This window comes from Marinobacter sp. AC-23 (assembly GCF_001858325.1).
Taxonomy (GTDB): Bacteria; Pseudomonadota; Gammaproteobacteria; order Pseudomonadales; family Oleiphilaceae; genus Marinobacter.
In genome coordinates, this window is record NZ_MBPP01000001.1 from 466,751 (window position 1) to 493,186 (window position 26,436).

At 52.6% G+C, this 26,436-nt stretch carries 15 protein-coding genes, 1 tRNA gene and 5 pseudogenes; 5 read left to right on the top strand and 16 right to left on the bottom strand.

Annotated features, from left to right (window positions below):
- Nucleotides 1–46: 46 nt before the first annotated feature.
- From sucD to sdhC, 9 genes and pseudogenes are all read right to left on the bottom strand, one after another.
- A pseudogene (sucD, locus tag BCA33_RS02175) lies at nucleotides 47–918 on the bottom strand (succinate--CoA ligase subunit alpha).
- Nucleotides 918–2,084, bottom strand: coding sequence for an ADP-forming succinate--CoA ligase subunit beta (gene sucC, locus BCA33_RS02180; protein ID WP_071263166.1), 1,167 nt, complete (start codon nucleotides 2,082–2,084; stop codon nucleotides 918–920). The pseudogene sucD and the gene sucC overlap by 1 nt, the downstream one beginning before the upstream one ends.
- Before the next feature lie 196 nt (nucleotides 2,085–2,280).
- Nucleotides 2,281–3,721 (bottom strand): annotated as a pseudogene (lpdA, locus tag BCA33_RS02185) (dihydrolipoyl dehydrogenase).
- Nucleotides 3,722–3,756: 35 nt separating this feature from the next.
- A complete protein-coding gene (gene odhB / locus BCA33_RS02190) occupies nucleotides 3,757–5,004 on the bottom strand; it encodes a 2-oxoglutarate dehydrogenase complex dihydrolipoyllysine-residue succinyltransferase (RefSeq protein ID WP_071263167.1) in 1,248 nt (415 codons plus the stop codon).
- A gap of 25 nt (nucleotides 5,005–5,029) precedes the next feature.
- Nucleotides 5,030–7,866 (bottom strand): annotated as a pseudogene (locus BCA33_RS02195) (2-oxoglutarate dehydrogenase E1 component).
- Between the two features lie 313 nt (nucleotides 7,867–8,179).
- Nucleotides 8,180–8,884: a succinate dehydrogenase iron-sulfur subunit gene (locus tag BCA33_RS02200; protein ID WP_071263168.1), complete on the bottom strand. Its 705-nt coding sequence runs from the start codon at nucleotides 8,882–8,884 to the stop codon at nucleotides 8,180–8,182.
- Nucleotides 8,885–8,898: 14 nt separating this feature from the next.
- Nucleotides 8,899–10,671, bottom strand: coding sequence for a succinate dehydrogenase flavoprotein subunit (gene sdhA / locus BCA33_RS02205; RefSeq protein WP_071263169.1), 1,773 nt, complete (start codon nucleotides 10,669–10,671; stop codon nucleotides 8,899–8,901).
- Between the two features lie 3 nt (nucleotides 10,672–10,674).
- The gene (sdhD, locus tag BCA33_RS02210) at nucleotides 10,675–11,022 is read right to left on the bottom strand and encodes a succinate dehydrogenase, hydrophobic membrane anchor protein (protein ID WP_071263170.1); all 348 of its coding nucleotides are present in this window, start codon (nucleotides 11,020–11,022) and stop codon (nucleotides 10,675–10,677) included.
- Nucleotides 11,013–11,390, bottom strand: coding sequence for a succinate dehydrogenase, cytochrome b556 subunit (sdhC, locus tag BCA33_RS02215; protein WP_071263171.1), 378 nt, complete (start codon nucleotides 11,388–11,390; stop codon nucleotides 11,013–11,015). Before sdhC ends, sdhD begins: the two co-directional genes overlap by 10 nt.
- A 477-nt stretch (nucleotides 11,391–11,867) precedes the next feature.
- Here sdhC and gltA point away from each other — a divergent pair.
- Together gltA and BCA33_RS02225 are read left to right on the top strand one after the other, a co-directional pair.
- Nucleotides 11,868–13,141: pseudogene (gltA, locus tag BCA33_RS02220) on the top strand (citrate synthase).
- A 139-nt stretch (nucleotides 13,142–13,280) separates the two neighbouring features.
- Nucleotides 13,281–14,153 (top strand): NAD(P)-dependent oxidoreductase, encoded by an 873-nt coding sequence (locus BCA33_RS02225; RefSeq protein ID WP_071263172.1) that lies wholly within the window; start codon nucleotides 13,281–13,283, stop codon nucleotides 14,151–14,153.
- On the opposite strand, the gene topA is transcribed toward BCA33_RS02225, so the two are convergent.
- The 3 genes and pseudogenes from topA to fadB form a co-directional block, all read right to left on the bottom strand.
- Nucleotides 14,146–16,878, bottom strand: coding sequence for a type I DNA topoisomerase (gene topA, locus BCA33_RS02230; RefSeq protein WP_139172855.1), 2,733 nt, complete (start codon nucleotides 16,876–16,878; stop codon nucleotides 14,146–14,148). The two genes, BCA33_RS02225 and topA, sit on opposite strands and share 8 nt — an antisense overlap.
- A 269-nt stretch (nucleotides 16,879–17,147) precedes the next feature.
- Entirely contained in the window at nucleotides 17,148–18,323 is a 1,176-nt protein-coding gene (gene fadA / locus BCA33_RS02235; RefSeq protein WP_071263173.1) for an acetyl-CoA C-acyltransferase FadA, read from the bottom strand.
- 33 nt (nucleotides 18,324–18,356) lie between these two features.
- Nucleotides 18,357–20,503: pseudogene (fadB, locus tag BCA33_RS02240) on the bottom strand (fatty acid oxidation complex subunit alpha FadB).
- Between the two features lie 429 nt (nucleotides 20,504–20,932).
- Between fadB and BCA33_RS02245 the strand changes: the two are divergent.
- Together BCA33_RS02245 and BCA33_RS02250 are read left to right on the top strand one after the other, a co-directional pair.
- A complete protein-coding gene (locus BCA33_RS02245; RefSeq protein WP_071263174.1) occupies nucleotides 20,933–21,751 on the top strand; it encodes a hypothetical protein in 819 nt (272 codons plus the stop codon).
- Between the two features lie 66 nt (nucleotides 21,752–21,817).
- Nucleotides 21,818–22,249 carry a universal stress protein gene (locus BCA33_RS02250; RefSeq protein WP_071263175.1) on the top strand — a complete coding sequence of 144 codons (432 nt, stop codon included), beginning with the start codon at nucleotides 21,818–21,820 and terminating at the stop codon, nucleotides 22,247–22,249.
- Nucleotides 22,250–22,329: 80 nt separating this feature from the next.
- On the opposite strand, the gene BCA33_RS02255 is transcribed toward BCA33_RS02250, so the two are convergent.
- From BCA33_RS02255 to BCA33_RS02270, 4 genes are all read right to left on the bottom strand, one after another.
- Nucleotides 22,330–24,297 carry an ATP-binding cassette domain-containing protein gene (locus tag BCA33_RS02255; protein ID WP_071263176.1) on the bottom strand — a complete coding sequence of 656 codons (1,968 nt, stop codon included), beginning with the start codon at nucleotides 24,295–24,297 and terminating at the stop codon, nucleotides 22,330–22,332.
- An 8-nt stretch (nucleotides 24,298–24,305) separates the two neighbouring features.
- Nucleotides 24,306–25,100 (bottom strand): MOSC domain-containing protein, encoded by a 795-nt coding sequence (locus BCA33_RS02260; protein ID WP_071263177.1) that lies wholly within the window; start codon nucleotides 25,098–25,100, stop codon nucleotides 24,306–24,308.
- A 98-nt stretch (nucleotides 25,101–25,198) separates the two neighbouring features.
- Nucleotides 25,199–25,274: transfer RNA gene (locus BCA33_RS02265), tRNA-Gly, on the bottom strand.
- A gap of 78 nt (nucleotides 25,275–25,352) precedes the next feature.
- A complete protein-coding gene (locus tag BCA33_RS02270) occupies nucleotides 25,353–25,955 on the bottom strand; it encodes a DUF924 family protein (protein ID WP_071263178.1) in 603 nt (200 codons plus the stop codon).
- Nucleotides 25,956–26,057: 102 nt separating this feature from the next.
- On the opposite strand from BCA33_RS02270, the gene BCA33_RS02275 reads away from it, so the two are divergent.
- Nucleotides 26,058–26,435 carry a sirohydrochlorin chelatase gene (locus BCA33_RS02275; protein ID WP_071263179.1) on the top strand — a complete coding sequence of 126 codons (378 nt, stop codon included), beginning with the start codon at nucleotides 26,058–26,060 and terminating at the stop codon, nucleotides 26,433–26,435.
- Nucleotide 26,436: the final 1 nt, after the last annotated feature.

A 26,436-nucleotide genomic window follows, 5' to 3' on the forward strand; every position in this document is an offset into this window, starting at 1 on the left:
CCCCGCTCTGCAGAACAGAACGGGGGTTTTTGTGAAAGAAACCAGCTTACCAGCCAGTTACTTCCTTCAGAGCCTTGCCAATCTCGGCCAGACTGCGCACGGTTTTAACACCGGCGTCGTTCAGAGCCGCAAACTTTTCGTCTGCAGTGCCCTTGCCACCGGAGATAATCGCACCGGCGTGGCCCATACGCTTGCCTGGAGGTGCAGTAACACCAGCAATGTAGGAAACCACAGGCTTGGTAACGTTAGCCTTGATAAAGGCAGCCGCTTCTTCTTCCGCAGTACCGCCAATTTCACCAATCATCACGATGGCTTCAGTTTGCGGGTCGTCCTGCAGCAACTGAAGAATATCGATGAAGCTGGATCCCGGAATCGGGTCGCCACCAATGCCAACACAGGTAGACTGGCCGTAGCCGAAGTCTGTGGTTTGCTTGACCGCTTCGTAAGTCAGGGTGCCGGAACGGGATACAATACCGACCTTGCCTGGCTTGTGAATGTGGCCCGGCATGATACCGATCTTGCTCTCGCCCGGGGTGATAACACCTGGGCAGTTAGGACCAATCATGCGAACGCCTTTACGATCAACGTATTCTTTGGCGTACAGCATGTCGATGGTCGGAATACCTTCGGTGATGCATACGATCAGCTCAAGGCCGGCATCTGCTGCTTCAATGATGGCATCTTTACAGAACGGAGCCGGAACATAGATCACGGTAGCCTGAGCGCCGGTCTTTTCTACAGCTTCGCGTACGGTGTTAAACACGGGCAGACCCAAGTGCTCAGTGCCGCCTTTACCTGGGCTAACGCCACCAACCATTTTAGTGCCGTACTCGATAGCCTGTTCAGAGTGGAATGTACCTGTGCGCCGGTAAAGCCCTGGCAGATAACCTTGGTGTCTTTATTAATCAGGATGCTCATTATTTACCCCCTGCAGCTTTAACGACTTGCTCAGCAGCATCGGCCAAACTGCTAGCGGCGATGATGTTCAGGCCACTTTCAGCCAGTACCTTGGAACCCAGTTCAGCGTTGTTACCTTCAAGGCGAACAACCACGGGCACTTTAACGCCGACTTCTTTAACTGCACCGATGATGCCTTCGGCAATCATGTCGCAACGCACAATACCGCCGAAGATGTTAACCAATACCGCTTGTACTGCATCGTCAGACAGGATGATTTTGAACGCTTCGGATACGCGCTCCTTGGTCGCACCGCCGCCAACGTCCAGGAAGTTGGCCGGGCGGCCACCATTAAGCTTGATGATGTCCATGGTTCCCATGGCCAGACCAGCGCCGTTAACCATGCAGCCAATGTTGCCTTCAAGCGCAACGTAGTTCAGTTCCCAAGCTGCCGCTTCTGCTTCACGAGCGTCTTCCTGGGAAGGATCACGCATTTCCTGTAGCTTCTTCTGACGGTATAGAGCGTTGCCATCAACACCAATCTTGGCGTCCAGGCAGTGCAAATCGCCTTCTGGCGTGATAACCAGCGGGTTGATTTCCAACAACGCCAAGTCGTAGTCTTCAAACAGTTTCGCCAGACCCATGAAGATCTTGGCGAACTGACCAATCTGCTTACCTTCCAGACCAAGCTGGAACGCCAGATCGCGACCCTGGTATGGCTGCGCGCCTACCAGCGGATCAATTTCGGCTCTCAGAATTTTTTCCGGAGTTTCTTCCGCAACCGTTTCAATTTCAACACCACCTTCGGTGGATGCCATGAATACGATACGGCGGGTACCACGGTCAACAACCGCGCCCAAATACAGTTCCTGATCAATATCCGTCAGGGATTCAACCAGAATTCGGCTGACCGGCTGACCGTGTTCGTCAGTCTGGAAGGTAACCAGCTGCTTGCCCAGCCACTGCTCTGCAAACGCGCGGATGTCGTCGGTGTTCTTGACCAGCTTTACACCGCCGGCTTTACCGCGGCCGCCAGCGTGAACCTGAGCCTTAACAACCCAGCTGTTGCCGCCAATCTTCTCTGCAGCTGCTACTGCTTCATCTGGGGTATCGCAAGCAATGCCCTGCGATACTGGCAAGCCATATTCAGCGAAAAGCTGTTTGCCCTGATATTCGTGCAAATTCATAGTTAGTGTCCCGCTTTTTGATGGAGGATAACCACGTACGGAAAGTGAACCCGCGACTCCCCAGCCGGGAAGCCTTTACTGCGAATTCCGTTCGGCGAGCCAGGTTTCAACTCAGCTCGCCATGATCGCAACAGGAAATCAGCTATTTTTATGGTAAAGGGGCGCCATCAAGGGCGCCCCTGCTTCCTGGTTTGCGTTACTTCTTCTTGCGACGGTTCGCAACATGAATTGCGCCACCGTTAACCGCCAGCGCTGCCTCGTGCACAGACTCGGACAGAGTCGGATGTGCAAAACAGGTCAGAGCCAGATCTTCTGCACTGGAGCCAAATTCCATGGCAATAACGCCCTGGGCTACGATTTCCGATGCCTGCGGACCCACAACATGGAAGCCTAAAATCCGGTCGGTCTTCTCGTCGGCAATGATTTTCACCATGCCAGAGGCGGAGTTTGCCGCCATCGCGCGACCGTTAGCCGCAAACGGGAATGTACCAACCTTATAGGCTTCGCCTTCACTCTTGAGCTGCTCTTCCGTTTTACCTACCAGGCCACTTCCGGCGATGTGTAGATCACGTTCGGAATGCAGTCGTAGTTAACCTGAGGCTTTTGGCCCGCGATACGCTCGGCAACCATAACGCCCTCTTCTGAGGCTTTGTGTGCCAACATTGGGCCACGAACAACGTCGCCCACGGCCCAAACCCCAGGAGCCTCGGTTTTGCACTTCTCGTCAACAAAGATAAAGCCACGCTCATCCATGTTAACGCCGGAATCTGCTGCCAGCAGATTGTCCGTGTACGGCCGACGCCCAACGGCAACAATCAGCTTATCGACTTTGAGTTCCTGCTTGCCCTTGCTGTCTTCGTAGCTAACGTTGACCAGCTTGCGCTTGACCTCGGCGCCGGTTACACGGCCACCCATGACAATATCAAGGCCCTGCTTGCGGAACTGCTTCAGGGCATCTTTAGCAACCTGCTGATCTACAGTCGGCAAGAAGGTGTCCTGCGCTTCAAGTACCGTGACTTCGGAACCCAGACGCGCCCAGACACTCCCCAGTTCAAGCCCGATAACACCGGCGCCGATGACGCCAAGACGCTTGGAACTTCCTCAAACTCCAAAGCGCCTTCTGAGTCTACAATATAGCCCTCAGTCATCGGAGCGGGCGGTATTTCGATAGGCTTGGAGCCAGTCGCAATAATGACATTTTCAGCTTCGTAGGTTTTGGTCTTGCCGTCTTTATCTGTCACTTCAACCTGACGATTAGCCAGCAGCTTGCCATGACCAAAAATAGAGGTCACACCGTTAGCCTTAAACAACCCTGCGATACCGCCTGTCAGTTGTTTAACGATGCCGCTTTTGCGCTCCATCATCTTGGCGATGTCGATTTTGACATCCTTTGCAATGATGCCCTGCATCTCGTAATCGTGGCTCGCTTCCTCAAACTTGTGGGAAATTTCGAGCAACGCTTTGGATGGTATACAACCCACGTTCAGGCAGGTGCCACCAAGCACCTGGCTTTTGCCGTCCTCGGAGGTCCACGACTCGACACATGCGGTTTTGAGGCCAAGCTGAGCGGCTTTTATGGCAGCAACATAGCCACCGGGGCCTGCGCCAATGACGATTACGTCGTACTTATCAGACATAGTTAATCCTGTTTTCCGATTCGTTAAGTGTCAGCTCACACGTCCAGCAGAATGCGTGCTGGGTCCTCGAGCATTTCCTTGATGGCCACAAGGAACTGCACCGCCTCCTTGCCATCGACCATGCGGTGGTCATAGGACAGCGCAAGGTACATCATCGGCCGAATTTCCACCTTTCCATTGACGGCCATCGGGCGCTCTTGAATTTTGTGCATACCCAGGATGGCTGTTTGTGGCGGGTTCAGGATCGGCGTAGAAAGCAGCGATCCAAAAATGCCACCGTTGGTAATGGTAAACGTACCACCAGTCATATCATCAATTGCAAGCTTGCCACCTTTTGCTTTGGTGCCATATTCAACAATCTTTTTCTCTATATCGGCCAAGCCCAGTGCATCGACATCGCGAATAACCGGAACCACCAAACCGCGCTCAGTAGAAACTGCAACACCGACATCCTGGTAGCCGTGATAGACCATATCGTTACCGTCGATAGACGCGTTAACGGCAGGGAAACGCTTCAGCGCTTCAGTTGCGGCTTTAGCGAAGAAGGACATAAAGCCCAACTTGATGTCGTGACGCTTCACGAAGCTGTCCTGGTATTGCTTGCGCAGCTCCATAATGGGGCCCATGTCGACCTCGTTAAAGGTCGTCAGCATGGCTGCGGTCTGCTGCGCATTAACCAAACGCTTGGCAATACTAGCTCGCAAGCGAGTCATCGGAACACGCTTTTCAGGGCGCTCACCCGCAGCAACATTCACTTCAGGCATTGCGGTCGACTCTGCAGGCTTTGATGATCCACCTGAAGACTTTCCAGCATCTACATGATTTTGAACATCTTCTTTAGTGACGCGACCGTCTTTCCCGGTGCCTTTTACGGCACTCGGATCAACATCATTTTCATCAGCCAGCTTACGCGCGGCAGGGCTGAGAATGGCGTCACCTGAATTTTGGTTTTGCTCAGCTTTGGCTTCACTTTTATCGGAATCAGAATCGGCATCGGATTCAGCGCTGCTGGCTTTGCTGTCGGAAGAACCTGACTCTCCCTTAGCACCCTCTTTGAATTTGCCGATAACTTCACCGCTTTCTACAGTGTCGCCTTCGCCTTTTAGGATATCTTCAATTACGCCGTCAGCAGGCGCGACAACTTCCAGGACCACTTTGTCGGTTTCGATATCGACAATCAGGTCGTCACGTGAACAGGCTTCACCAGGCTGTTTATGCCAGGTCGCGACGGTACCCTCTGCGACCGACTCCGGGAAAACGGGGGCTTTAATCTCAGTAGACATTACAGTTCCTTAGTTCGGTAGCTCGTCAGATTTCAAACGCGTCGTTAACAAGTTTTTTCTGCTCTTCAATATGCACAGACATATGGCCTGCTGCCGGCGCAGCGGAAGCCTCTCGGCCAGCATACTGAAGATTCAGCTTGGGGTTCAGGCGTTGCAGCGAATTGCGCATATGGTGCTGACTACAATACCAGGCACCTTGGTTCATTGGCTCTTCCTGGCACCAAACAACATGCTTAAGCTTAGAATATTGCGCCAAGGTTTCATCCAGGTCTTCACCGGGGAACGGGTAAAGCTGCTCAATACGTACAATGCTACGTCTTCCCGCTCTTCGGTCTTTTTCTTTTCCAGCAGATCGAAGTAAACCTTGCCACTGCAAAGAACAACCCGAGTAACTTTCTTCGCATCCGGCGCCTCTTTCTCTGGAAGCACAGTCTGGAACGTACCCGAGGTCAGATCTTCCAGGTCCGATGTTGCTTCTTTATGACGCAGTAAGCTCTTCGGAGTAATTGCGATCAGAGGCTTACGCAGGGGGCGCTTCACTTGCCGGCGCAACATGTGAAAGACCTGAGAAGGCGTGGTTGGTACGCATACCTGGATATTGTGCTGAGCGGAGAGCTGAAGGAAGCGCTCAATACGTGCAGAGCTATGTTCAGGCCCTTGCCCCTCATAGCCATGTGGCAGCAACAGAGTGAGCCCGCACAGGCGCCCCCACTTATGCTCACCACTGGTGAGAAACTGGTCGATAACCACTTGGGCGCCGTTTGCAAAATCGCCAAACTGCGCTTCCCAGACCACCAGCGTATCCGGCGTGGTGGTTGAGTAGCCGTATTCGAACGCCATCACTGCTTCTTCAGAGAGCAATGAATCGTATATTTCAAACTTCGGCTGTTTGTCAGAGAGCTGTTCAAGGGCAATATGCCTGGAGCCATCTTTCTGGTTATGCAAAACAGCGTGGCGGTGAGAGAAGGTTCCACGACCCACATCCTGACCGGTCAGCCGGATTGGGTGCCCCTCATTCAGCAGCGTTGCATAAGCCATAATCTCGCCGTAACCCCAGTTAATGGGGAGTGCACCGGCCGTCATTTTTTCACGGTCGGTTACGATCTTGGACACTTGGCGCTGAACACTAAACCCTTCGGGTACCTGAGTCAGTTTCTTACCCAGCTTTTGAATAGTTTTTAGTGCCACACTGGACTTACACTTGGCGGTCCATTCGTGGCCAAGATACGGCGCCCAATCAACATAGAGGTCTTTATTGGGCTCTTTAACCAGAGATTTGACCACGTGCTCGCCATTATCCAGCGCATCGCGGTAGTCATTCTCCATTTGCTTTGCTTCGTCTTCGCTCAAAACACCCGCAGCGATCAGCTTTTCTGCGTAAATATTACGAGTTGTTTTGAGCTTGCGGATTTTCTCATACATCATCGGCTGGGTTGCGGCAGGCTCATCCGCTTCGTTGTGCCCGCGCCTGCGATAACAAACCAGATCGATAACCACGTCACCCTTGAACTCGTTGCGATAATCCATCGCCATTTGAGTCACGAAAACAACCGCATCAGGATCGTCTGCGTTCACATGCAGTATCGGCGCCTGGACCATCTTGGCGATGTCAGTGCAATACTCTGTCGAGCGCGCATCTTCCTGTTTGCTGGTGGTAAAGCCAACCTGGTTATTGATAACAATGTGAATCGTGCCGCCCACCCCGTAACCACGGGTCTGGGACATCTGGAAGGTCTCCATCACCACACCCTGACCGGCAAATGCCGCATCACCGTGCATGATAATGGGAACCACCTGATTGCCTTCTGTATCGGAACGACGGGATTGACGGGCGCGCACAGAGCCTTCAACTACCGGCGATACAATCTCAAGGTGAGATGGATTAAACGCCATCGCCAAGTGTATTTCACCGCCTTCAGTCATTACGTTGGATGAAAATCCTTGGTGGTATTTGACATCACCCGAGCCTGAATCTGCCAGCCTTTTGCCCTCAAATTCGTCAAACAGCTCCTTGGGGTTCTTGCCCAGCGTATTGACCAGAATGTTCAGGCGGCCACGGTGGGCCATACCCAGAACAATTTCCTTGGCGCCATAATAGCCTGCGCGCTGGATAAGCTCGTCCATGCAGGGAATAAGGCTTTCACCGCCCTCAAGCCCGAAACGCTTGACTCCTGGGTAGCGGGAACCAAGATATTTTTCCAGACCCTCGGCCGCCGTGAGACGCTCCAGAATGTGTTTGCGCGTCTTGGCCTCATAACCCGGCTGGGAGCGAACTGGCTCCATGCGCTGCTGAAACCAACGCTTAACGCGGGTATCAATTATGTACATGTACTCGGCGCCAACACTTCCGCAGTAAGTTTGCTGCAGTCCGTCGACGATATCTCCGAGCTTCATGGTTTCAGAGCCAAAGCTCAGCGAACCGGTCTGAAAGGTCAGATCCCGGTCAGCTTCCGATAAGTCATGAAACGCCGGATCAAGGTCTTCTACGCTCGGTCGCTGCCATACTCCAAGTGGATCAAGCTTTGCTTCCTGGTGACCACGAAAGCGATAGGCGTTGATTAGCTGGAGAACACGTGTCTGCTTTTTATCAGCATCCGACGTTGCGCTGACAGGCACGCCGTTATTCGCGAGAAACCGCTGATTACGGGAAATGTGCTCAAACTGCTCCCGGATCGAAGAGTGAATAACGTCACGGCCCTGATAGCCGTCAACGCTTGGAAGCTTGTCAAAATAGCTACGCCACTCTTCGGGAACAGCATTAGGGTCTGTCAGGTAGGTTTCAAAAAGCTGTTCAACATAGGCCAGATTTCCACCCTGCAAGTGGGACGTCTGCCATAACTGCTCCATCATGCTTTCTTGCATTTTGAATAGCTCACCTTGGGCTGGTGCGGGGGAGCCAAGTATGGTCGGCTAGGGGCAACTGCCAGTCAATACGGGTTTTTACGGGATCGACTGTAGCCACCACACCCAACATGGATGTTTTCCGTTCCCCAATGATTTTTTATACTGCAACGCCGTAAGAAAACAAGGTAAGTTCCCGCCACGGCCTGCGTAGTGTGCACCCGGGTAAGACCTTTGACTATAAGCCTTTGGTTGAAGGCCCCGCATTCATGCGGGGCCTTCCGGGGTTCCAACCTGCTCAGACCAGTATAGCGTCTGATTACAACTCTGCTACTTACGTAGCTCGGTGCAACAGAAGATTCCGTATATGACCAATTGCCTTTGTGGGGTTCAGCCCCTTCGGGCAAACGCTGACACAGTTCATGATTCCCCTGCAGCGGAAAACGCTGAACGGATCATCCAGGTCGGCCAAACGCTCTGCCTGTGCGGTATCTCGGCTGTCAGCCAAAAAGCGATAGGCCTGTAGCAGCCCTGCCGGACCAATAAACTTATCCGGATTCCACCAGAACGATGGGCAGGCAGTGGAACAGCATGCACAGAGGATACACTCGTACAAACCATCTAGCTTTTCACGGTCTTCCGGTGACTGCAGGCGCTCCATAGCTGGCGCTGGCTGATCATTCACCAAGTACGGCATCACTTTTTCGTACTGCTTGTAGAACAAACTCATATCCACAACAAGATCGCGGATAACCGGCAGACCCGGCAAAGGACGCAGCACCAGCTTGTCGTTTTTGACAACTTGAGACATAGGTGTAATACATGCCAGACCATTCTTGCCGTTCATGTTCATGCCATCTGAACCACAAACACCTTCACGGCATGAACGGCGATAGGCCATCGACTCATCTTTCTCTTTGATGAGGTTTAGCACGTCAAGAACCATCAGGTCCTTGCCAGCCGGAAGCTCGACATCCACGTCCTGCATATAAGGGGCGCTGTCAGTTTCCGGGTTATAACGGTAAAGGCTTACCAACATAGTGTACGTCCCCCTTAATAAGTCCGGATTTTCGGCTGGAAAGTATCAACAGTTTTCGGCGAAAAGTTAACGTCGCGCTTGCCAATACGTTTGTCCAACGGGAAGTAGAGAGAGTGCTTCAACCAGTTCTCATCATCACGTTCAGTGTAGTCGTTACGGGCGTGAGCACCGCGACTCTCTTTACGCTCATGTGCCGCAATCGCAGTAGCCTGGGCCACTTCAAACAGGTTATCCAGCTCCAGCGCTTCAATACGTGCTGTGTTGAACGCACTGCTGGTATCACCCAGTTTGGTGTTACGAACACGTTCACCTATGGCGTCCAGCTTTTTCAGGCCCTCTTCCATGCTCTTGCCGTCACGGAACACTCCAAAGTAAAGCTGCATACAGCTCTGCAGGTCCTTACGAACCTCTGCAACACTTTCGCCTTCTGATGCACTGTTCAGACGATCCAATCGAGCCATGGCACGCTTGATGTCTTCATCGGTTGCATCGTCTGTTTCAAAACCACCGCGCAACTGCTCTTCAATATGCAGGCCAGCCGAACGACCAAAAACAACGAGATCCAACAGCGAGTTACCGCCCAAACGGTTCGCGCCATGAACAGAAACGCAAGCCGCTTCACCACAGGCAAACAATCCCGGGATCGGCTTGTCACTACCACTGCCATCTTGTGTTAGCGCTTGGCCACCCACGTTTGTAGGAATACCACCCATCATATAGTGACACGTTGGCACTACCGGAACCGGCTCTTTTACGGGATCCACGTGGGCAAACGTACGGGATAGCTCACAGATACCGGGCAAACGCAGATTCAGAGTCTCTTCACCCAGGTGGTCCAACTTCAGCAGCACGTGGTCCTTTTCCGGGCCGCAGCCGCGACCTTCAAGAATCTCGATGACCATGGAGCGAGCAACAACATCGCGGCCTGCCAGGTCTTTCGCGTTAGGAGCATAACGCTCCATGAACCGCTCGCCTTCAGAATTAATCAGGTAACCGCCCTCACCCCTACAGCCTTCCGTTACCAGCGTACCGGCACCGTAGATACCCGTGGGGTGGAACTGCCACATTTCCATGTCCTGCATTGGGAAGCCGGCACGCAGCGCCATGCCAATGCCGTCGCCGGTGTTGATCAGCGCGTTGGTAGTAGAGGCATATATGCGGCCTGCGCCGCCTGTTGCCAGAACCGTAGCCTTGGACTTGATATAAGCCACTTCACCGGTTTCGATTTCAATGGCCACAACACCAACAACTTCATCCTTGCTGTTCTTTACCAGATCAACGGCATACCATTCGTTCAGGAATGTCGTGCCACCTTTAAGGTTTGCCTGGTATAGCGTGTGCAACAGCGCGTGACCTGTACGGTCAGCGGCAGCACAGGTACGTGCTGCCTGAGTAGGATCATCCGGGCCTTTGGATTGACCACCAAACGGACGCTGATAAATACGGCCCTGTTCGGTACGAGAGAACGGCAGCCCCATGTGCTCAAGCTCGAACACAGCCTGTGGTCCCACAGAACACATATATTCAACAGCGTCCTGGTCGGCAATGTAGTCAGACCCCTTTACGGTGTCATACATGTGCCAGCGCCAGTCATCATTGGGGTCAGCGCTTGCAATCGCACAGGTAATACCGCCCTGGGCAGACACCGTGTGCGAACGAGTAGGAAATACTTTTGTAATACACGCGGTTTTGACGCCCGATTCGGTCAACTGCAGGGCCGCTCGCATACCGGCACCGCCGCCGCCGATAACAATCGCGTCGTACGACATGGTCTTAATATTAGACATCGATTAAAGCCCCCAAATAATCTGAATACCCCAGACCACATACACAAAAATCACCAGCATGAATGCCGCCTGAAACAGGAAGCGCTGCATTGCAGATTTGATGTAGTCGGTAGAAACGGTCCAAAGGCCGACCCACGCATGAGCCCCGATTGAAAGCAGTGCCAGCAGCGTAAAGATCTTGAACCAAACTTGATTAAACAAAGCCGACCAAGACTGGTAGTCCACGTCGGTTGTGATAAAAAAGCCCAGCAGAAAAACCGTATAAAAAGCTAATACGTAGGCGGAAACCCGCTGGATGATCCAGTCTTGAATACCGTTTCGACCGATATTGGTCACACTATTCATGCCCATACCCAGACTCCTGCCAAAACGATGAGGACAACGGAAACTCCGATGGTGATTTTAGCGGCCGCACGCCCGCTTTCCAGCTCTTCACCAATGCCCATGTCCATAAGCAGGTGCTTGATACCTGCAACCAGGTGATACAGCAGAGCAGACAGAATGCCCCAGATAATCAGCTTGGCAAGGAAGCTGTTCAGCAGTTCACTGACCTGACTGAAGCCTTCTTCCCCGGAAAGGGAAAGTTGAAGCCCATAAAGCATGAACGCAACACCAACAAAAATGATGATGCCGCTCACGCGGTGCAATATGGACGTAATGGCTGGCAGAGGAAAATGGAACTTGCCGAGATCGAGATTTACTGGTCGTTTGCTATTCACAGCGCTCTCACACTCTCTTTTGGTGCCGCAGAACCGGCGAGCCGGTGGCGGTTAGTGGGTACGTAAGGATCGAATGTTCAATACGACATCAACAGACGATTGGTTCAGGAGGGCGGACACCAACCCGGTAGCTTGCTATGAACAAACCACTCGTAGCGGTGAATCCCCGATTCCGGGCTACGGATTATAAGGAGACGCCCGTATAATTACAAACGCGCAACCCACGCAAAGGCTTTATGCTAAGCGTAACAGGGCCAGCTATTAGGCGTATTGACAAATTCTTTTTTTTGTTGAAAGCCGCCTCATTCGTGGTATCCCTGATTTACAACAAGGCATAATTACGAAGTTTCCCTACTCTTTCATTGACAAAAAAAGCCAACGCCCTATATTTTGCCGCCAGTTTTGCGATAATACGCGCCTTCTCGCGCAACTATAAAGACAGCTAGCGCTGTCAAAGCTGATAAACAGGAGAGCACTATGACCGACAGGAAAGCCACGCTCTCGGTGGGGGACAAGTCCATTGAGCTACCGGTTTATTCCGGCACCGTTGGCCCTGACGTTATCGACGTTCGAGGCCTAGTCCAGCAAGGCGTTTTCACTTACGACCCAGGGTTTGTATCAACAGCCGCCTGCGAGTCGGCCATCACGTATATTGATGGTGAAAACGGCGTTCTCCTACACCGGGGTTATCCGATTGAACAGCTTGCAGAGCACTCAGATTACCTAGAAGTCTGCCACCTGCTACTCAAAGGCGAACTACCTACGGCCGCAGAAAACAAGCAGTTCCACCAAACAATTAAAAACCACACCATGCTGCACGACCAGATGCGCAATTTCTTCCACGCTTCCGCCGGGACGCGCACCCAATGGCCATTATGTGCGGTGTTGTTGGGGCACTTTCTGCGTTTTATCACGACCAGATGGATGTGACCAACGAACATCAGCGCGAAATCACTGCGCATCGCCTGATTGCCAAGATGCCAACGATTGCAGCCTGGTGCTACAAATACAGCATTGGTCAGCCATTTGTGTACCCAAGGAATGACCTTTCCTATTCCGAAAACTTTCTGCAGATGATGTTTGGCGTTCCTTGCGAGACATACAAGCCAAACCCGATCCTGGCGAAAGCCATGGACAAGATCTTTATTCTGCATGCTGATCACGAACAAAATGCATCAACATCCACGGTGCGGCTGGCAGGCTCTTCCGGCGCCAACCCCTACGCCTGCATTGCTTCGGGCATTGCGGCACTCTGGGGCCCGGCTCACGGCGGTGCCAACGAGGCCGTTCTGGACATGCTTGCGGAAATTGGCGACGAGTCCAACATTGACACATTCATTGCCAGGGCCAAGGATAAAGACGATCCTTTCCGCCTGATGGGCTTTGGCCACCGGGTTTACAAGAACTTCGACCCGCGCGCCAAGGTAATGGCGGAAACTGCACACGAGGTTCTGGGCGAGCTTGGCATGAAAGATGATCCACTCCTAAAAATCGCCCAGCGCCTTGAGCAGATTGCCCTTGAAGACGAGTACTTCGTTAAGCGCAAGCTTTACCCGAACGTGGACTTCTATTCTGGCCTGATCCTGAAGGCCATGGGAATTCCGACGTCCATGTTTACGGTAATCTTTGCCATGTCACGGACTATCGGCTGGTACTCCCACTGGAACGAAATGGTCAGCGGCGACTACCGCATTGGCCGCCCGCGCCAGCTGTACACCGGCTCTCCGGCACGGGATTACCCTAAAAAGTAACGCCCTGCCCGTTCTGGAAACCAAAAGGCCGCTGATTCAGCGGCCTTTTTTTTGGAGAGTTTGGCGGGCAATCCATTTGCTCAGGCAACCAGCAAACTCTGTGCTAAGTTAAGTCCCATAACTCTACAAGGAGAAACCAATGACAACCGCAACTTTTATCGGCCTCGGCGTTATGGGATACCCCATGGCTGGCCACCTGGCAAACGCCGGTCTCACAGTTCGGGTATGGAACCGCTCAACAGAAAAGTCTCTACAGTGGGCCAAGGAGTATCCGGGAACCGCTTGTGAGACTATCGAAGAAGCTGTAAAAGGCGCCGATTTTGTCATGACCTGCGTCGGCGCTGACAAAGATCTTATCGCGGTTTATGAAGGGGGCAACAGTATTCTCGCACACGCCCAGCCGGGCGCCATTCTAGTGGATCACACTACCGCTTCCGCAGGGATCGCCGAGAGGCTGGCTCAAGGGGCACGCGAGGCTGGCATGGGCTTTATCGACGCACCAGTATCAGGAGGCCAGCAAGGCGCTCAGAACGGCCAGCTGACCATCATGTGCGGCGGTACGGAGGAAGATTACGCCAAAGCACAGCCACTGTTACAGCACTACTCAAAGGCCTTGAACTTGATGGGCCCAGCGGGCAGTGGTCAAAAAACCAAAATGGTTAACCAGATTGCCATCGCCGGATTGGTCCAGGGACTCTCTGAAGCGCTGCATTTTGCCGAACAGGCCGGTCTCGATGTACGGAAAGTTGTGGATGTCATATCCAAGGGAGCCGCCCAATCCTGGCAGATGGAAAACCGCTCTGGAACCATGATTGACGGCGAATTTGATCACGGATTCGCTGTGGACTGGATGCGCAAAGATTTGGGCATATGCCTGGATGAAGCACGCAAAGTTAACGCTTCACTACCGGTCACAGCCCTAGTAGACCAATTTTACGGAGATGTTCAGGAAATGGGCGGAAAACGCTGGGATACGTCTTCACTGATTCAGAGATTGCGGAAATTCAGATAGGCCCAAAAGACATTGGGGGCAAATAAAAAAAGGGGTCAGAGCATTTGCTCTGACCCCTTTTTTCTACCAACCACACGCAGTCACGATTATTTCTCGCGAGGCTGCCACCTCCCATCAACGTACCAGCCGACCAGCCGGTAGCCTTACCGTCTTTTTCTGACATCACATACTGTTCTTTGGTCTTGCGGCTGTACCGAATGACCGTAGGATTGCCCTCTGGATCGCGCTCCGGCGCCTCCATCAGGTAATCGTGCTTCGGATCGATCTCCTTCCGATGCGGTTTAATCTCCATCACCAGAGGTGGTCGGGTCTCACGATTTTTCGGAAACTTGCTAGCCGCCAAAAACATTCCGGATGCGCCATCGCGCAATACATAGGTGTCATCCACCTTTTGGCATTGCAACTCAGGCATTGGAACCGGGTCCATTTTGGGTGGCGCAGGCTCACCGCTCTTCAAGAGCTTACGAGTGTTTTTACAGGTATCACTCATGCAACCAAAATACTTGCCGAAGCGGCCTGTTTTCAGCTGCATTTCCGAGCCACACTTATCACATTCCAGCGTGGGGCCGTCGTAACCCTTAATACGGAAAGTGCCCTCTTCCACCTCATAGCCGGAACAGTCCGGGTTGTTACCGCATACATGTAGCTTGCGGGTTTCATCCACCAGGTAGCTGTCCATAGCCGTAGAGCATATGGGGCAACGGCGCTTTTTGCGCAATAGCCGGGTTTCACCCTCGCCTTCAACGTCATCATCAGCGCTAACCACCTCATCACCCGAAACCAGGTTGATCGTAGTTTTGCACCGCTCTTTAGGTGGTAACGAGTAGCCGGAACAACCAAGGAACACGCCGGTGCTGGCCACCCGAATCTGCATGTTACGGCCGCAAGTTGGGCACGGAATGGTGGTTTCCGTCGGATCGTTCGGGCGCATTCCGCCCTCACCATCCGCACTCTCGGCTGATTCCAACTGCTTACGGAAGCGCGCGTAAAAATCGTTAAGAACCTTTTTCCAGTCCACGTCGCCTTCAGCAATGTGATCCAGATCACCTTCCATCTTCGCCGTAAAATCGAAGTCCATTAGATTGGAAAACGACTCACACAGACGGTCAGTAACGATCTCACCCATTTTTTCTGCGTAAAAACGCCGGTTCTGCAGACGCACGTATCCCCGGTCCTGAATGGTCGAAATGATCGACGCATAGGTAGAGGGGCGGCCGATGCCCTGCTTTTCAAGCTCTTTTACCAAGCTGGCTTCCGTAAAACGCGGTGCAGGCTTGGTAAAGTGCTGGGTCGGCTCCAGTTTTTCAAGGCTCAGAGCCTCCCCTACCTTTATGTCTGGCAGAGCCACATCTTCTTCTTTTTTAGCCGACTGAGGCGCGACCTTAAGAAAACCATCAAACTTAATGATCCGGCCGCGCGTACGCAGTTCGTAATCGCCATTGGCGACAACGATCGACGTACTGAGAAATTCGGCCTCTGACATCTGGCATGCCACAAACTGGCGCCAAATCAGCTCGTAGAGCTTCTCCGCATCTTTTTCAAGACCGCTGATTTCCGCTGCCTGGCGAGTTGCTTCTGTGGGGCGAATCGCTTCGTGAGCCTCCTGCGCACCTTCTTTGCTGCCATATACCTTGGGCTTCTCTGGCAGATAGCGATCACCGAACTGATCCTGAATATAATCACGGCAGCCACTGACCGCATCCTGGCTCAGATTCGTGGAATCGGTACGCATATATGTAATGTAACCGGCTTCATAAAGTCGCTGGGCCAGCATCATGGTTTTCTTGACGCTGAACCCCAACCGGTTACTTGCCGCCTGCTGCAGGGTCGACGTAATGAACGGCGCACCTGGGCGAGACCTGGTTGGCTTGTCTTCACGCTTGGCAACTTCAAACCCGCCAGCCTTAAGCCGTGCTACATGCTCATCGCTCTGTTGCTCGTTAACCGGACGGTAGGGTTTGTCATTGTAACGGGTAACTTCGAAACCCACGGGCTGCGCGCTGGCTTTTGCACCAAGCCCGGCAAACAGTTGCCAGTACTCTTCCGGAACAAACACCCGAATATCTCGCTCACGCTCTGCAATCAACCGAACCGCTACTGACTGTACCCGGCCTGCAGACAACCCTCGGGCCAGCTTGGCCCATAGCAAGGGCGACACCATGTAACCCACAACACGGTCGAGAAAGCGCCGTGCTTGCTGAGCATTTACCTGGTTGGTATCCAGCTCACCAGGATTCTGAAACGCCTCCTGAATCGCGCGCTTGGTAATCTCGTTGAACACCACACGACGATACTTTTCAGGCTCACCACCAATAGTCTGCTGGAGGTGCCAGGCAATGGCCTCTCCCTCGCGATCCAAATCCGTTGCGAGATAGATATGGTCGGCATTCTTGGCAAGTCGCTTAAGCTCACTGACAACTTTTTCCTTGCCAGGAAGAATTTCGTAACGAGCGCTCCAGTCTTGATCCGGATCCACGCCCATCCGGGCAACCAACTGCTCCCGGGCTTTGCGTTTTTTATGGGCAATCTTGTCGTCCGGGCCGAGCTTACGAGTGATTGCCGCCTGCCTGGCGCGCTCTTTTGGATCAGATGGGGACCCATTGCCACTGACGGGAAGATCACGAATGTGCCCAACACTCGACTTAACAATGAAGTCAGCGCCCAGGTACTTATTGATGGTCTTCGCTTTCGCTGGTGACTCGACAATTACGAGACTTTTACCCATATCGGAGATCTATATCCTTGGCGATAAATCGGTCAGTGAACAAGGAGACCGTAAACTCGCTGTAAAATCAATCGGCTGGAAAAACTATAGGAGCCGCCATTATGTATAGGCTCACTGTTTTACAGGGTCGGGAATAGCAAGACAACCCATTCTTCGCCCCGGTCTTAAATTTCGGCGCCTCAGGAAGCGCTCTTAGATCGCCCTGAAAGCAGAAAGGCCCGGCGCATGCCGGGCCTTCCATGAAAGCGTTGCTGTGCCCGCCTAACGGATCACAGGCGCTCCCAAACCGTCGCAATGCCCTGACCCATACCGATGCACATGGTGGAAACACCAAGCTTACCGCCCTTGGCCTGCATTACGTTCAGCAAGGTTGTGGAGATACGGGCACCAGAACAACCCAGCGGATGGCCAAGAGCAATCGCGCCGCCGTTCAGGTTTACCTTCTCGTCCACTACACCCAACAGTTTCAGGTCCTTCAGTACTGGCAAAGACTGGCCGGCAAAGGCTTCGTTCAGTTCCCAAAAGTCGATATCTTCAACTTTCAGGCCTGCACGCTTGAGTGCCTTTTTGGTTGCCGGCACAGGGCCGTAACCCATGATTGCAGGATCGCAACCAGCAACTGCCATGCCGCGAATCTTCGCGATAGGCTTCAGGCCCAGTGCTTCTGCCCGCTCTGCAGACATCAACACCATAGCCGACGCGCCATCAGTCAACTGCGAGGAAGTACCTGCCGTCACGGTGCCATTCTTAGGATCAAAGGCCGGCTTGAGCTGACCCAGGGATTCCACAGTGGTATCCGGACGAATGGTCTCATCGTGTTCGATCAGCGTTTTAAAGCCATTCTCGTCGTGCCCTTCAATCGGCACGATTTCGTTCTTGAAACGACCTTCAAGGGTCGCTTCTTGCGCTAAACGATGCGACCGAGCACCGAACTCATCCTGTTGCTGACGAGTAATGCCGTGCATTTTTGCCAGCATTTCTGCGGTCAGGCCCATCATGTTCGATGCCTTGGCAGTGTACTTGGACGCCGCCGGGTTATGGTCGAAACCTTCCGTCATGGGCACGTGCCCCATGTGTTCCACACCACCAACCACAAACACATCACCGTTGCCGGTCATGATGGCTTGGGCTGCTGTATGGATTGCGCTCATGGCCGATCCACACAGACGGTTTACGGTCTGGGCTGCAGACTCATGAGGGATACGGGTCAGCACGGAAATCTGCCGGGCCACGTTAAATCCCTGCTCCTTGGTCTGGTTTACACAGCCCCAGATCACATCTTCAACATCTTTCGGGTCGAGCTTCGGGTTGCGATCGAACAGTGCATCGATCAGCGTAGCCGACAGGGTCTCCGCACGCACATTGCGGAAACAACCGTTTTTGGCACGGCCCATCGGAGTCCGCACGCAATCGACGACGACAACGTCTCTCGGATTAAGGCTCATAGATCTTTCTCCGTTCGGAAATCTCGTTCAGGGTTAACCAAAGAACTTTTCGCCAGTTTTGGCCATTTCACGCAGCTTCTCGGTCGGGTGATACAGAGGACCAAGATCTGCAAACTTGTCTGCCAGCTCTACAAACTTGTCTGCGCCCATATCATCGATATAACGCAGGGCACCACCACGGAACGGCGGGAAGCCGATACCGAAGATCAGACCCATATCGGCATCAGCCGGGTCTGCAACAATACCGTCTTCCAGGCAGCGAACGGTTTCGAGGCACAGAGGGAGCATCATGCGAGCAATGATATCCTCATCACTGAAATCGCTCTTACCCTGAACAACCGGTTCGATCAGCTTGTAGGTTTCTTCATCGACAACCTTCTTCTGCTTGCCCTTGCGGTCGAGTTCGTATTTGTAGAAGCCCTTTTCATTCTTCTGGCCGTAACGATCGTTCTCGAACATCACTTCAACGGCCGACTTGTAGTCTGCTTCATGCGCTCAGGGAAGCCTTCAGCCATTACTTCATTGGCGTGCTTAGCGGTGTCCATGCCAACCACGTCAAGCAAGTAAGCAGGCCCCATCGGCCAGCCAAACTTTTCCATCACCTTGTCGACTTTCTGGAAGTCGGCACCGTCACGAATCAAACCGGAAAAGCCACCGAAATACGGGAACAGGACGCGGTTGACCAGAAAGCCCGGGCAATCGTTTACAACAATCGGGGTCTTGCCCATCGCCTTTGCATAAGCAACGGTTGTTGCAATGGCGCGATCGCTTGTCTTCTTGCCACGGATAACTTCAACCAACGGCATCATAGGCACCGGGTTGAAGAAGTGCATGCCGCAGAAGTTTTCAGGCCGCTTAAGGTTCTTGGCCAGAAGGTCGATAGAGATAGTCGATGTGTTAGACGTCAGGATGGCGTCATCACGGGTCATCTCTTCAACTTCACACAGAACAGCGTCTTTTACCTTGGGATTCTCAACGACAGCTTCAACAACCAGATCTACGTTCTTGAAATCACCGTAGTTCAGGGTTGGCGTAATGCTGTTAAGAACATCAGCCATCTGCCCAGCATTCATGCGACCTTTATCAACACGCTTGGTCAGCTGCTTTTTGGCTTCTTTGAGGCCCAGCTCTATGCCGTCCTGGTTGATGTCCTTCATGATGATTGGCGTGCCTTTCAGTGCTGACTGATAAGCAATACCACCACCCATGATTCCGGCGCCCAGTACGGCGGCCAGTTTCACGTCAGACGCTTCTTTTTCCCACGCCTTGGCTTTTTTCTTCAGCTCTTGGTCGTTCAGGAACAAGCCAACCAGACAGGCCGCTACATTGGTCTTTGCCATTTTGGCAAAGCCTTTGGCCTCTACTTCAATTGCCTTGTCGCGGGTCAGGCCTGCGTGCTTCTGCATAACCTTAATAGCTTCTACAGGTGCCGGGTAGTTCTTACCGGCTTTCGCACCCACAAACGCTTTGGAGATCTCGAACGCCATCATGCTTTCCATGGCATTCAATTTAATCTTGCCTTTTTTCTCTTCGCGACGCGCTTGGTAATCCAGCTTGCCTTCGTTGCACTCGTTAATAATTGCAACCGCCGCTTCAACCAGCTTTGCAGGCTCAACGACTGCATCAACAGCGCCGGTTTTCAGAGCTACATCAGCGCGATTTTCAGAGCCACCGCAAATCCATTCAACGGCGTTGTCTACGCCTACCAGACGAGACAAACGAACAGTACCGCCAAAGCCTGGGAAAATACCCAGTTTAACTTCTGGCAAACCGACTTTCGCCTTGGGGGCCATAACCCGATAATCCGTCGCCAGGCACATCTCAAAACCGCCACCCAGCGCCATGCCGTTGATAGCTGTTACGGTCGGGAACGGAAGATCCTCTACCGCACTGAAAATGGCATTAGCCTTCAGGTTATTAGCTACCAGGTCTTCTTCAGAACCGGCAAACAACTCAGTAAACTCTGTAATGTCGGCACCAACAATGAAACTGTCCTTGGAGCTGGTTACTACCAGGCCCTTGAGTTTCTTCTGTGCACTAAGTGCATCAGTCGCGGCGCGGAGCTCTTCAATAGTAAGACGGTTGAACTTGTTTACCGACTCGCCTTGCAAGTCGAAGTCCAACTGAGCGATCCCGCCTTCGATCTCTTTAACCGTGATGGCTTTACCTTCGTAAATCATCAACTGATCTCCAGTCTGTGTTTGGAACTGCTTTCAGCTCCCAGCAGCACTCTTCAACGAGTTGCCGGGGTTGTTTTATGCAGCCAGATTTCGGTCACTGCTCGACCAACCGACCCAAAAAATTCATACAGTCGTTTGAATCGTGAGGGCACACGATGAGAAAAAACCACACGTTTGTCAATTTGTTTCTTGCTAAACCGACACAACACTCATTGATTTTCCAGAAATTTTATCGAATATCCCTTATATTTCATGGAGATATTCGCCACTACAGAGAAAAAACTTGAACTTCGTCACGCAAATTTCAAAGATATTTACATTTCCTGGAACCTACACTCGCAAAACTGCTTGATTGGCTGGTGAAGTTACTTTACCTTCGATCTACGACTTTGGTACACAATAATAAACGCATTACGGAGACACTATCCGATGAAAACCACTCACCTGCGAGCGCGTTCCTCCCTTGTTGGCGCACTATTGTTGCTCTTGCTAACATCCATGAGCATTAAGGCACAGGAGGCAGACGATTTCCTTGCCCAACTTCATACCTTTCGCGTCAGCAACTACACCTCTCTGGATGCATATTACCGATTCATTGGAAGTGGTAGCACCGAGATCCTCAACGAGATCGTAGCAGGCATTAACTCCGCCAACGATTCCATGAATCTTCTCGCAACAAGCACGAGCGGCGTACTGTCTGCAGAGCAACTTGAAAAGCTCAACGGTGAGTTCGACAAATTCAAAAGCCTGATGCGCGACAACATCAACGATGTACGAAAGACCGGTTACCCAGACTTGCGCCTGGTTTCAGACATGGCCAATCAGGCGCTGGTCATGAATGACATGGCAACTGAGCTTTATCAGATCGCCCAAGAAAACTCCCAGATAAAGACAAGCCCACGGGTTGAAGCGGCCAGAATGGGTGCAGTCAAAATATCGCAGATGATGGCCAAATACTCGGTTCGGACCAACTCTTCCGTTGCCCAAACTTTCCAAGGCACCTCTACAGAAACGCCGCTTGACGAACAGGCGAAAGAGTTCGACAAGCTTCTGGAAGCAATGAATAACGGCGACAGCAAAGATGAACTGAAAGCTCTTCTGAATGACGTTACCGCTAAATGGCAGTTCATCCGCGGCTCTTACATCAACTACAACGAGAACAACGTCGGTTTTGTAATCGACAGATACTCAAAGCGTATCCTCGAAAGCCTGACAACGGCTATCACATTGCTCCAACAAAGCAACTGAGCGCCCTTCCCCCGAACGAGCTGGCGTACTATGCTGTAACAAAGTAGATATATTAAGGAGCTAGGGATGTCGGCCTATAAGAACGTGATTGTTGCGATAGATCTTACCGAAGAGGCGCCCCAGGTTCTGGATAAAGCCAGAGCCATGAGCGATGCCCACGGTGCGAATCTTACTCTGGTACACGTTGTAGAACCGGTGGGTTACGCCTACGGCGGCGATATCCCCATGGATCTGACGGAACTTCAGGATCAACTCGACAAAGCAGCGCGAGAGCAGCTTGCGATCTACGGCGACAAATACGGGGTCGATAAGGCCAATCAGATTGTCACCGTAGGCAGACCAGAATCCGAGATTCACCGCTTGGCTCAAGAACAGGCAGCGGATTTGGTAATCGTGGGAAGCCACGGCAGGAAAGGCTTTCAGTTATTACTGGGCTCAACTGCCAATGGGGTATTACACGGAACCGAGTGCGATGTTCTAGCCATCAGAATTCGTTAAGACAGAACCTATCAGGAACACACTGTAAAAAAGCCCGGACGGCACACATTGCCGTCCGGGCTTTTTTATTGACGTAACACTCAACCCAGTGCTTGTTCTTCAAGCTCCATCCATCGCGCGATCACTTTCTCTAAACGCGACTCCTTCTTTTCCAGCTCTTTCAGAGTGGTTGCAATATCGTCGGGCGAACCCGTATAGAAGTCTGCCGACGAGATACGCCCCTTAAGACTGGCAACGCTACTCTCCAGCTCTTCAATCTGCCCCGGCAACTGATCGAGCTCAAGCTTCAGCTTGTAACTCATTTTGGCCGGCTTGGCCTTACTGGCAGGTTCATCTCGCGCCCCTGATTGGCCCTTTGTGGACTTTGACGACCCACCTTGTTTCGCACCGCCGCTTTGCTTACCGGATTTCGCAGCTTTATCGTGCCGATCGGGGCGCGCGCCGCTCGCCTCTGCGGGAAAACAACCACCCTGCCGACGCCAATCGCTGTATCCACCCACGTATTCATCAACACTGCCCGAGCCATCCAGAAAAACAGTTTCCGTGACAACGTTATCCAGAAACTCTCGGTCGTGACTGATCACAATCACTGTGCCAGCAAACTCCGAGAGCTGCTCTTCCAACAGTTCCAGCGTTTCAACATCGAGATCGTTGGTTGGCTCATCGAGCACCAGAATATTCGCCGGCTTGCTGAATAGCTTGGCCAACAAAAGTCTTGCCCGCTCGCCACCGGAAAATACTCTTACAGGCGACCTGGCCCGCTCTGGAGTGAAAAGGAAGTCCTGCAAATACCCGAGTACGTGCTTACTTTGGCCGTTAATATCGATAAATTCCCGACCTTCCGACAGGTTATCCAGAGCATTGCGGTTCAAATCCAACTCACCGCGAAGCTGATCAAAATAGGCAACCTGAAGGTTGGTTCCCAAACGGACCTTGCCTTCTGTCGGCTCAAGATCCCCCAGCAGCAGCCGCACCAGTGTTGTTTTACCTGTTCCGTTTTCTCCCACCAGGCCAATCTTGTCACCTCGGAACACGGTGAGGCTCATATCACTGATAACCGGTGTGCCGTCAGGATACGCAAAGCCAGCATCAATGGTCTCAACCACCAACTTGCCAGAGCGTGCCGCATCCTCCACCGCAAAGGTTGCCGTCCCGCCGCGCACCCTGCGCTGCCGATGCTCTTCACGCATAGCTCTAAGCGCTCGTACCCGCCCCATATTGCGTGTACGACGAGCTTTGATCCCTTGGCGAATCCAGGTTTCTTCCTGCTTCAGTCGTTTGTCAAAAAGCGCGTTCTCTCGATCTTCCTCTTCAAGCGCCTTTTCCTTTAACTCCAGGTAACGATCATAAGAGGCTGCAAAACTGACCAGCTTACCGCGATCCAGCTCCACAACACGGGTAGCCATCCGCCGTATAAAGGCACGATCGTGGCTCACAAACAGCATGGCCCCACGGAAAGCCCCGAGCGCCTCTTCAAGCCACGCAATCGCTGGCACGTCAAGGTGGTTCGTGGGCTCATCCAGCAATAAAATATCTGGCTCTACAACAAGAGCCCGAGCCAACAATACCCTGCGCTGCCAACCTCCAGAGAGCGTATTGAGAGGCCGCTCCGGATCTATACCATATTGCGCCAAAACCGCCGTAACCTTCTGGTCAAGCCGCCATCCATCAAGCGCTTCGATACGCTCCTGAACCTTCATCATACGGTCGAGACTTGCTTCATCTACCTGCTGAGTGAGCATGTGAAACTCGGCCAAGAGCTGGCCTGTTTCAGGAAACGCACCAGAGACAACCTCATACGCCGTTCTTGCGTCATCCGAAGGCAGGTTCTGCGGCAGTACGGCCAGCATAGCGCCGTCGTCGAGGCGAACAACTCCGCCATCCGGCACAACTTCCCCGCTGACAATTTTTAGCAGCGTTGATTTGCCCTCGCCGTTCCTTCCCAAAAGGCACACACGCTCACCGGCATCAATAATAAGAGACGCCTGATTCAGTAGTGGGTGCATCCCGTAGGCCAAGGATATCGAGTCCAGCGTTAACAGTGGCACGTTACTTTTTACTCCGATTCAATAACAGTGACGGAATCATCCACATGGATAACTCCGGGTGTTTCGTGGATTGCGTTCTGGCCGAAAATAACACCGTCTGACGTTCTGCGATAAGAAGAGAGCGTCCTTAACGGTTGCAGGCCGGGATCTTTTATTCCGGTATCCGGGTCAACAGTCGTCAACACACAACGGGAGCTAGGCTTTACGATGTCAAAGCGCTGCGCTCCAAGCTTGAGTTTGCGCCACGTATCTTCCTGCCATGGCGCGAAACCCTCAACAACGATATTGGGCCGAAACCTTCGCATATCTACCGCTGCGTCAAGGCGGCCATTCAACTCATCCAGCGACGCCACGCTGGTGATCAGAAAAGGAAACCCATCGGCAAACCCTACTCGCCTGTACTCCATTACACGCCCGGCATCAACACGCCGGAACGAGGAGTCTGGCATGTACACAAAGCGAAGATCCTTACCGCAAAAGCGGCTCAGCGCTTCGTTGGCAGCTACCGCACCTTCGTAAGCCTTTACCCAATCGCGCCAGACCAGCACTCGCAATTCTTGGTCGGTCGCCCGTAGCGTAAAATCACCCTCGCCCGGTACACGAATACTCACGCTATCACCGTTTAAGGAGGTGACCACCCTTGCCAGCTCGGGTAGTGCTCTCTGAGTAACAAAGTTACGATCGCCATCAACGATCATCCAGCGCCGGTCACCCTTGGGGCCGAAATCATCCATTTCAAACGAAGAAACCTGAATACCGGCGAGAGACTTAACCGGATAAATATGGAGTGAATGAACTTTCACAAGCCGCGCCTCCGGAGCAAAGTTTTAGTGTGGGCGAGGCGGTCAGTATAACTAAAAACAAAAAACCCGACCTCTTTCGAGGCCGGGTTTTCGGAATTTGGAGCGGGAAACGAGATTCGAACTCGCGACCCCGACCTTGGCAAGGTCGTGCTCTACCAACTGAGCTATTCCCGCAGCGCTGATCGGCTTGAGCCGACAACGGAAACGTATTCTACGCATCCTGCCCCTTTCGTCAACCTCCTTTCGAAACTTTTATTGCCCAAACCGGCGAGCTGTGCCCAGATAATCTTTTTCCGCCTCGGTTGAGGTCCGCCCGAGGCTCTGATTTCTATGGGGAAAGCGACCAAAACGCTCGATGATACCTTTATGATCCTGCGCAGATTGCAAAAAGCTCTTCATGAAACCTTGAAGCACACCAGATGTAGAGGCAACCAGTTGCTCGTAGCACTCAACAGAAAGAACCTGATCTTCGAGGCGCTCAGCATGTTCAAGGGGCATATATATAAACGCACGCTGCACGGGAGAAAGCGACATGTCATGGCCTTTGCGCATGGCCTCCTTGCACAGCTTGTTCGCCAACTTGTCCTGCTCGAAGGCCAAAGCGCCACCCCGAAATATATTCCGGGAGAACTGATCAAGCAGTATGATTTCAGCAAGCCGTCCACCCGGCGCCTTTCGCCAGTGATCAAGCCCCTGTTCAGATGCAAACAAAACCATGGAAAGAAACCGGCGGCGGATCTCCTGGTCGAACCTTTTGCTTGAGCGAAACCAACGGTTGCGATGAAAGCTGTCAGGCAAGCCGTTTTCATCTAAATCTCCGAACCAGAAATCCAGAATCTCTTTCCAATCGAACATTAGATGACACCCTGTTATCTTGATAAATGGGACTGGCAAAGAATACCGGCCCGCAAACGAAATTACGACAGGCACCTTTATACCAACTACACCGGAGCTTTAATGAACAGCCGCCGCATTATTTTGTTAGCGCACGGCAGCAGCGACAAACGCTGGTGCGACACCTTTGAAGCACTCGCTGAGCCGACCCTAAAAGCGGTAAACAACTCCCGCATTGCTTACATGGAGCTGGCAGAGCCATCCCTGGACTCAGTTATTCACGAAGGCGTTGCGGCAGGCAACCTTAACTTTACCATCGTACCTCTGTTCCTGGCAGCCGGGCGGCACCTGCGCAAAGATGTTCCGGCCATGATTCAAGCACTCGAGAAATCTACGGGGGCCACCATCAGCCTCTCCCCTCCTATAGGTGAGAACCCGCTACTGGGCCAGGCAATCAAGGATGTTGTGGCGCTCCAGCTTGGCCAAGGCAGTAGCGAATAAG

Coding starts and splice junctions, on each gene's coding strand:
- odhB (WP_071263167.1), bottom strand. CDS start 5,004: ATGTCTACTGAGATTAAAGCCCCCGTTTTCCCGGAGTCGGTCGCAGAG.
- BCA33_RS02245 (WP_071263174.1), top strand. CDS start 20,933: ATGAAAACCACTCACCTGCGAGCGCGTTCCTCCCTTGTTGGCGCACTA.
- fadA (WP_071263173.1), bottom strand. CDS start 18,323: ATGAGCCTTAATCCGAGAGACGTTGTCGTCGTCGATTGCGTGCGGACT.
- sucC (WP_071263166.1), bottom strand. CDS start 2,084: ATGAATTTGCACGAATATCAGGGCAAACAGCTTTTCGCTGAATATGGC.
- topA (WP_139172855.1), bottom strand. CDS start 16,878: ATGGGTAAAAGTCTCGTAATTGTCGAGTCACCAGCGAAAGCGAAGACC.
- BCA33_RS02270 (WP_071263178.1), bottom strand. CDS start 25,955: ATGTTCGATTGGAAAGAGATTCTGGATTTCTGGTTCGGAGATTTAGAT.
- BCA33_RS02225 (WP_071263172.1), top strand. CDS start 13,281: ATGACAACCGCAACTTTTATCGGCCTCGGCGTTATGGGATACCCCATG.
- sdhA (WP_071263169.1), bottom strand. CDS start 10,671: ATGTCTAATATTAAGACCATGTCGTACGACGCGATTGTTATCGGCGGC.
- BCA33_RS02250 (WP_071263175.1), top strand. CDS start 21,818: ATGTCGGCCTATAAGAACGTGATTGTTGCGATAGATCTTACCGAAGAG.
- BCA33_RS02275 (WP_071263179.1), top strand. CDS start 26,058: ATGAACAGCCGCCGCATTATTTTGTTAGCGCACGGCAGCAGCGACAAA.
- sdhD (WP_071263170.1), bottom strand. CDS start 11,022: ATGGGCATGAATAGTGTGACCAATATCGGTCGAAACGGTATTCAAGAC.
- BCA33_RS02200 (WP_071263168.1), bottom strand. CDS start 8,884: ATGTTGGTAAGCCTTTACCGTTATAACCCGGAAACTGACAGCGCCCCT.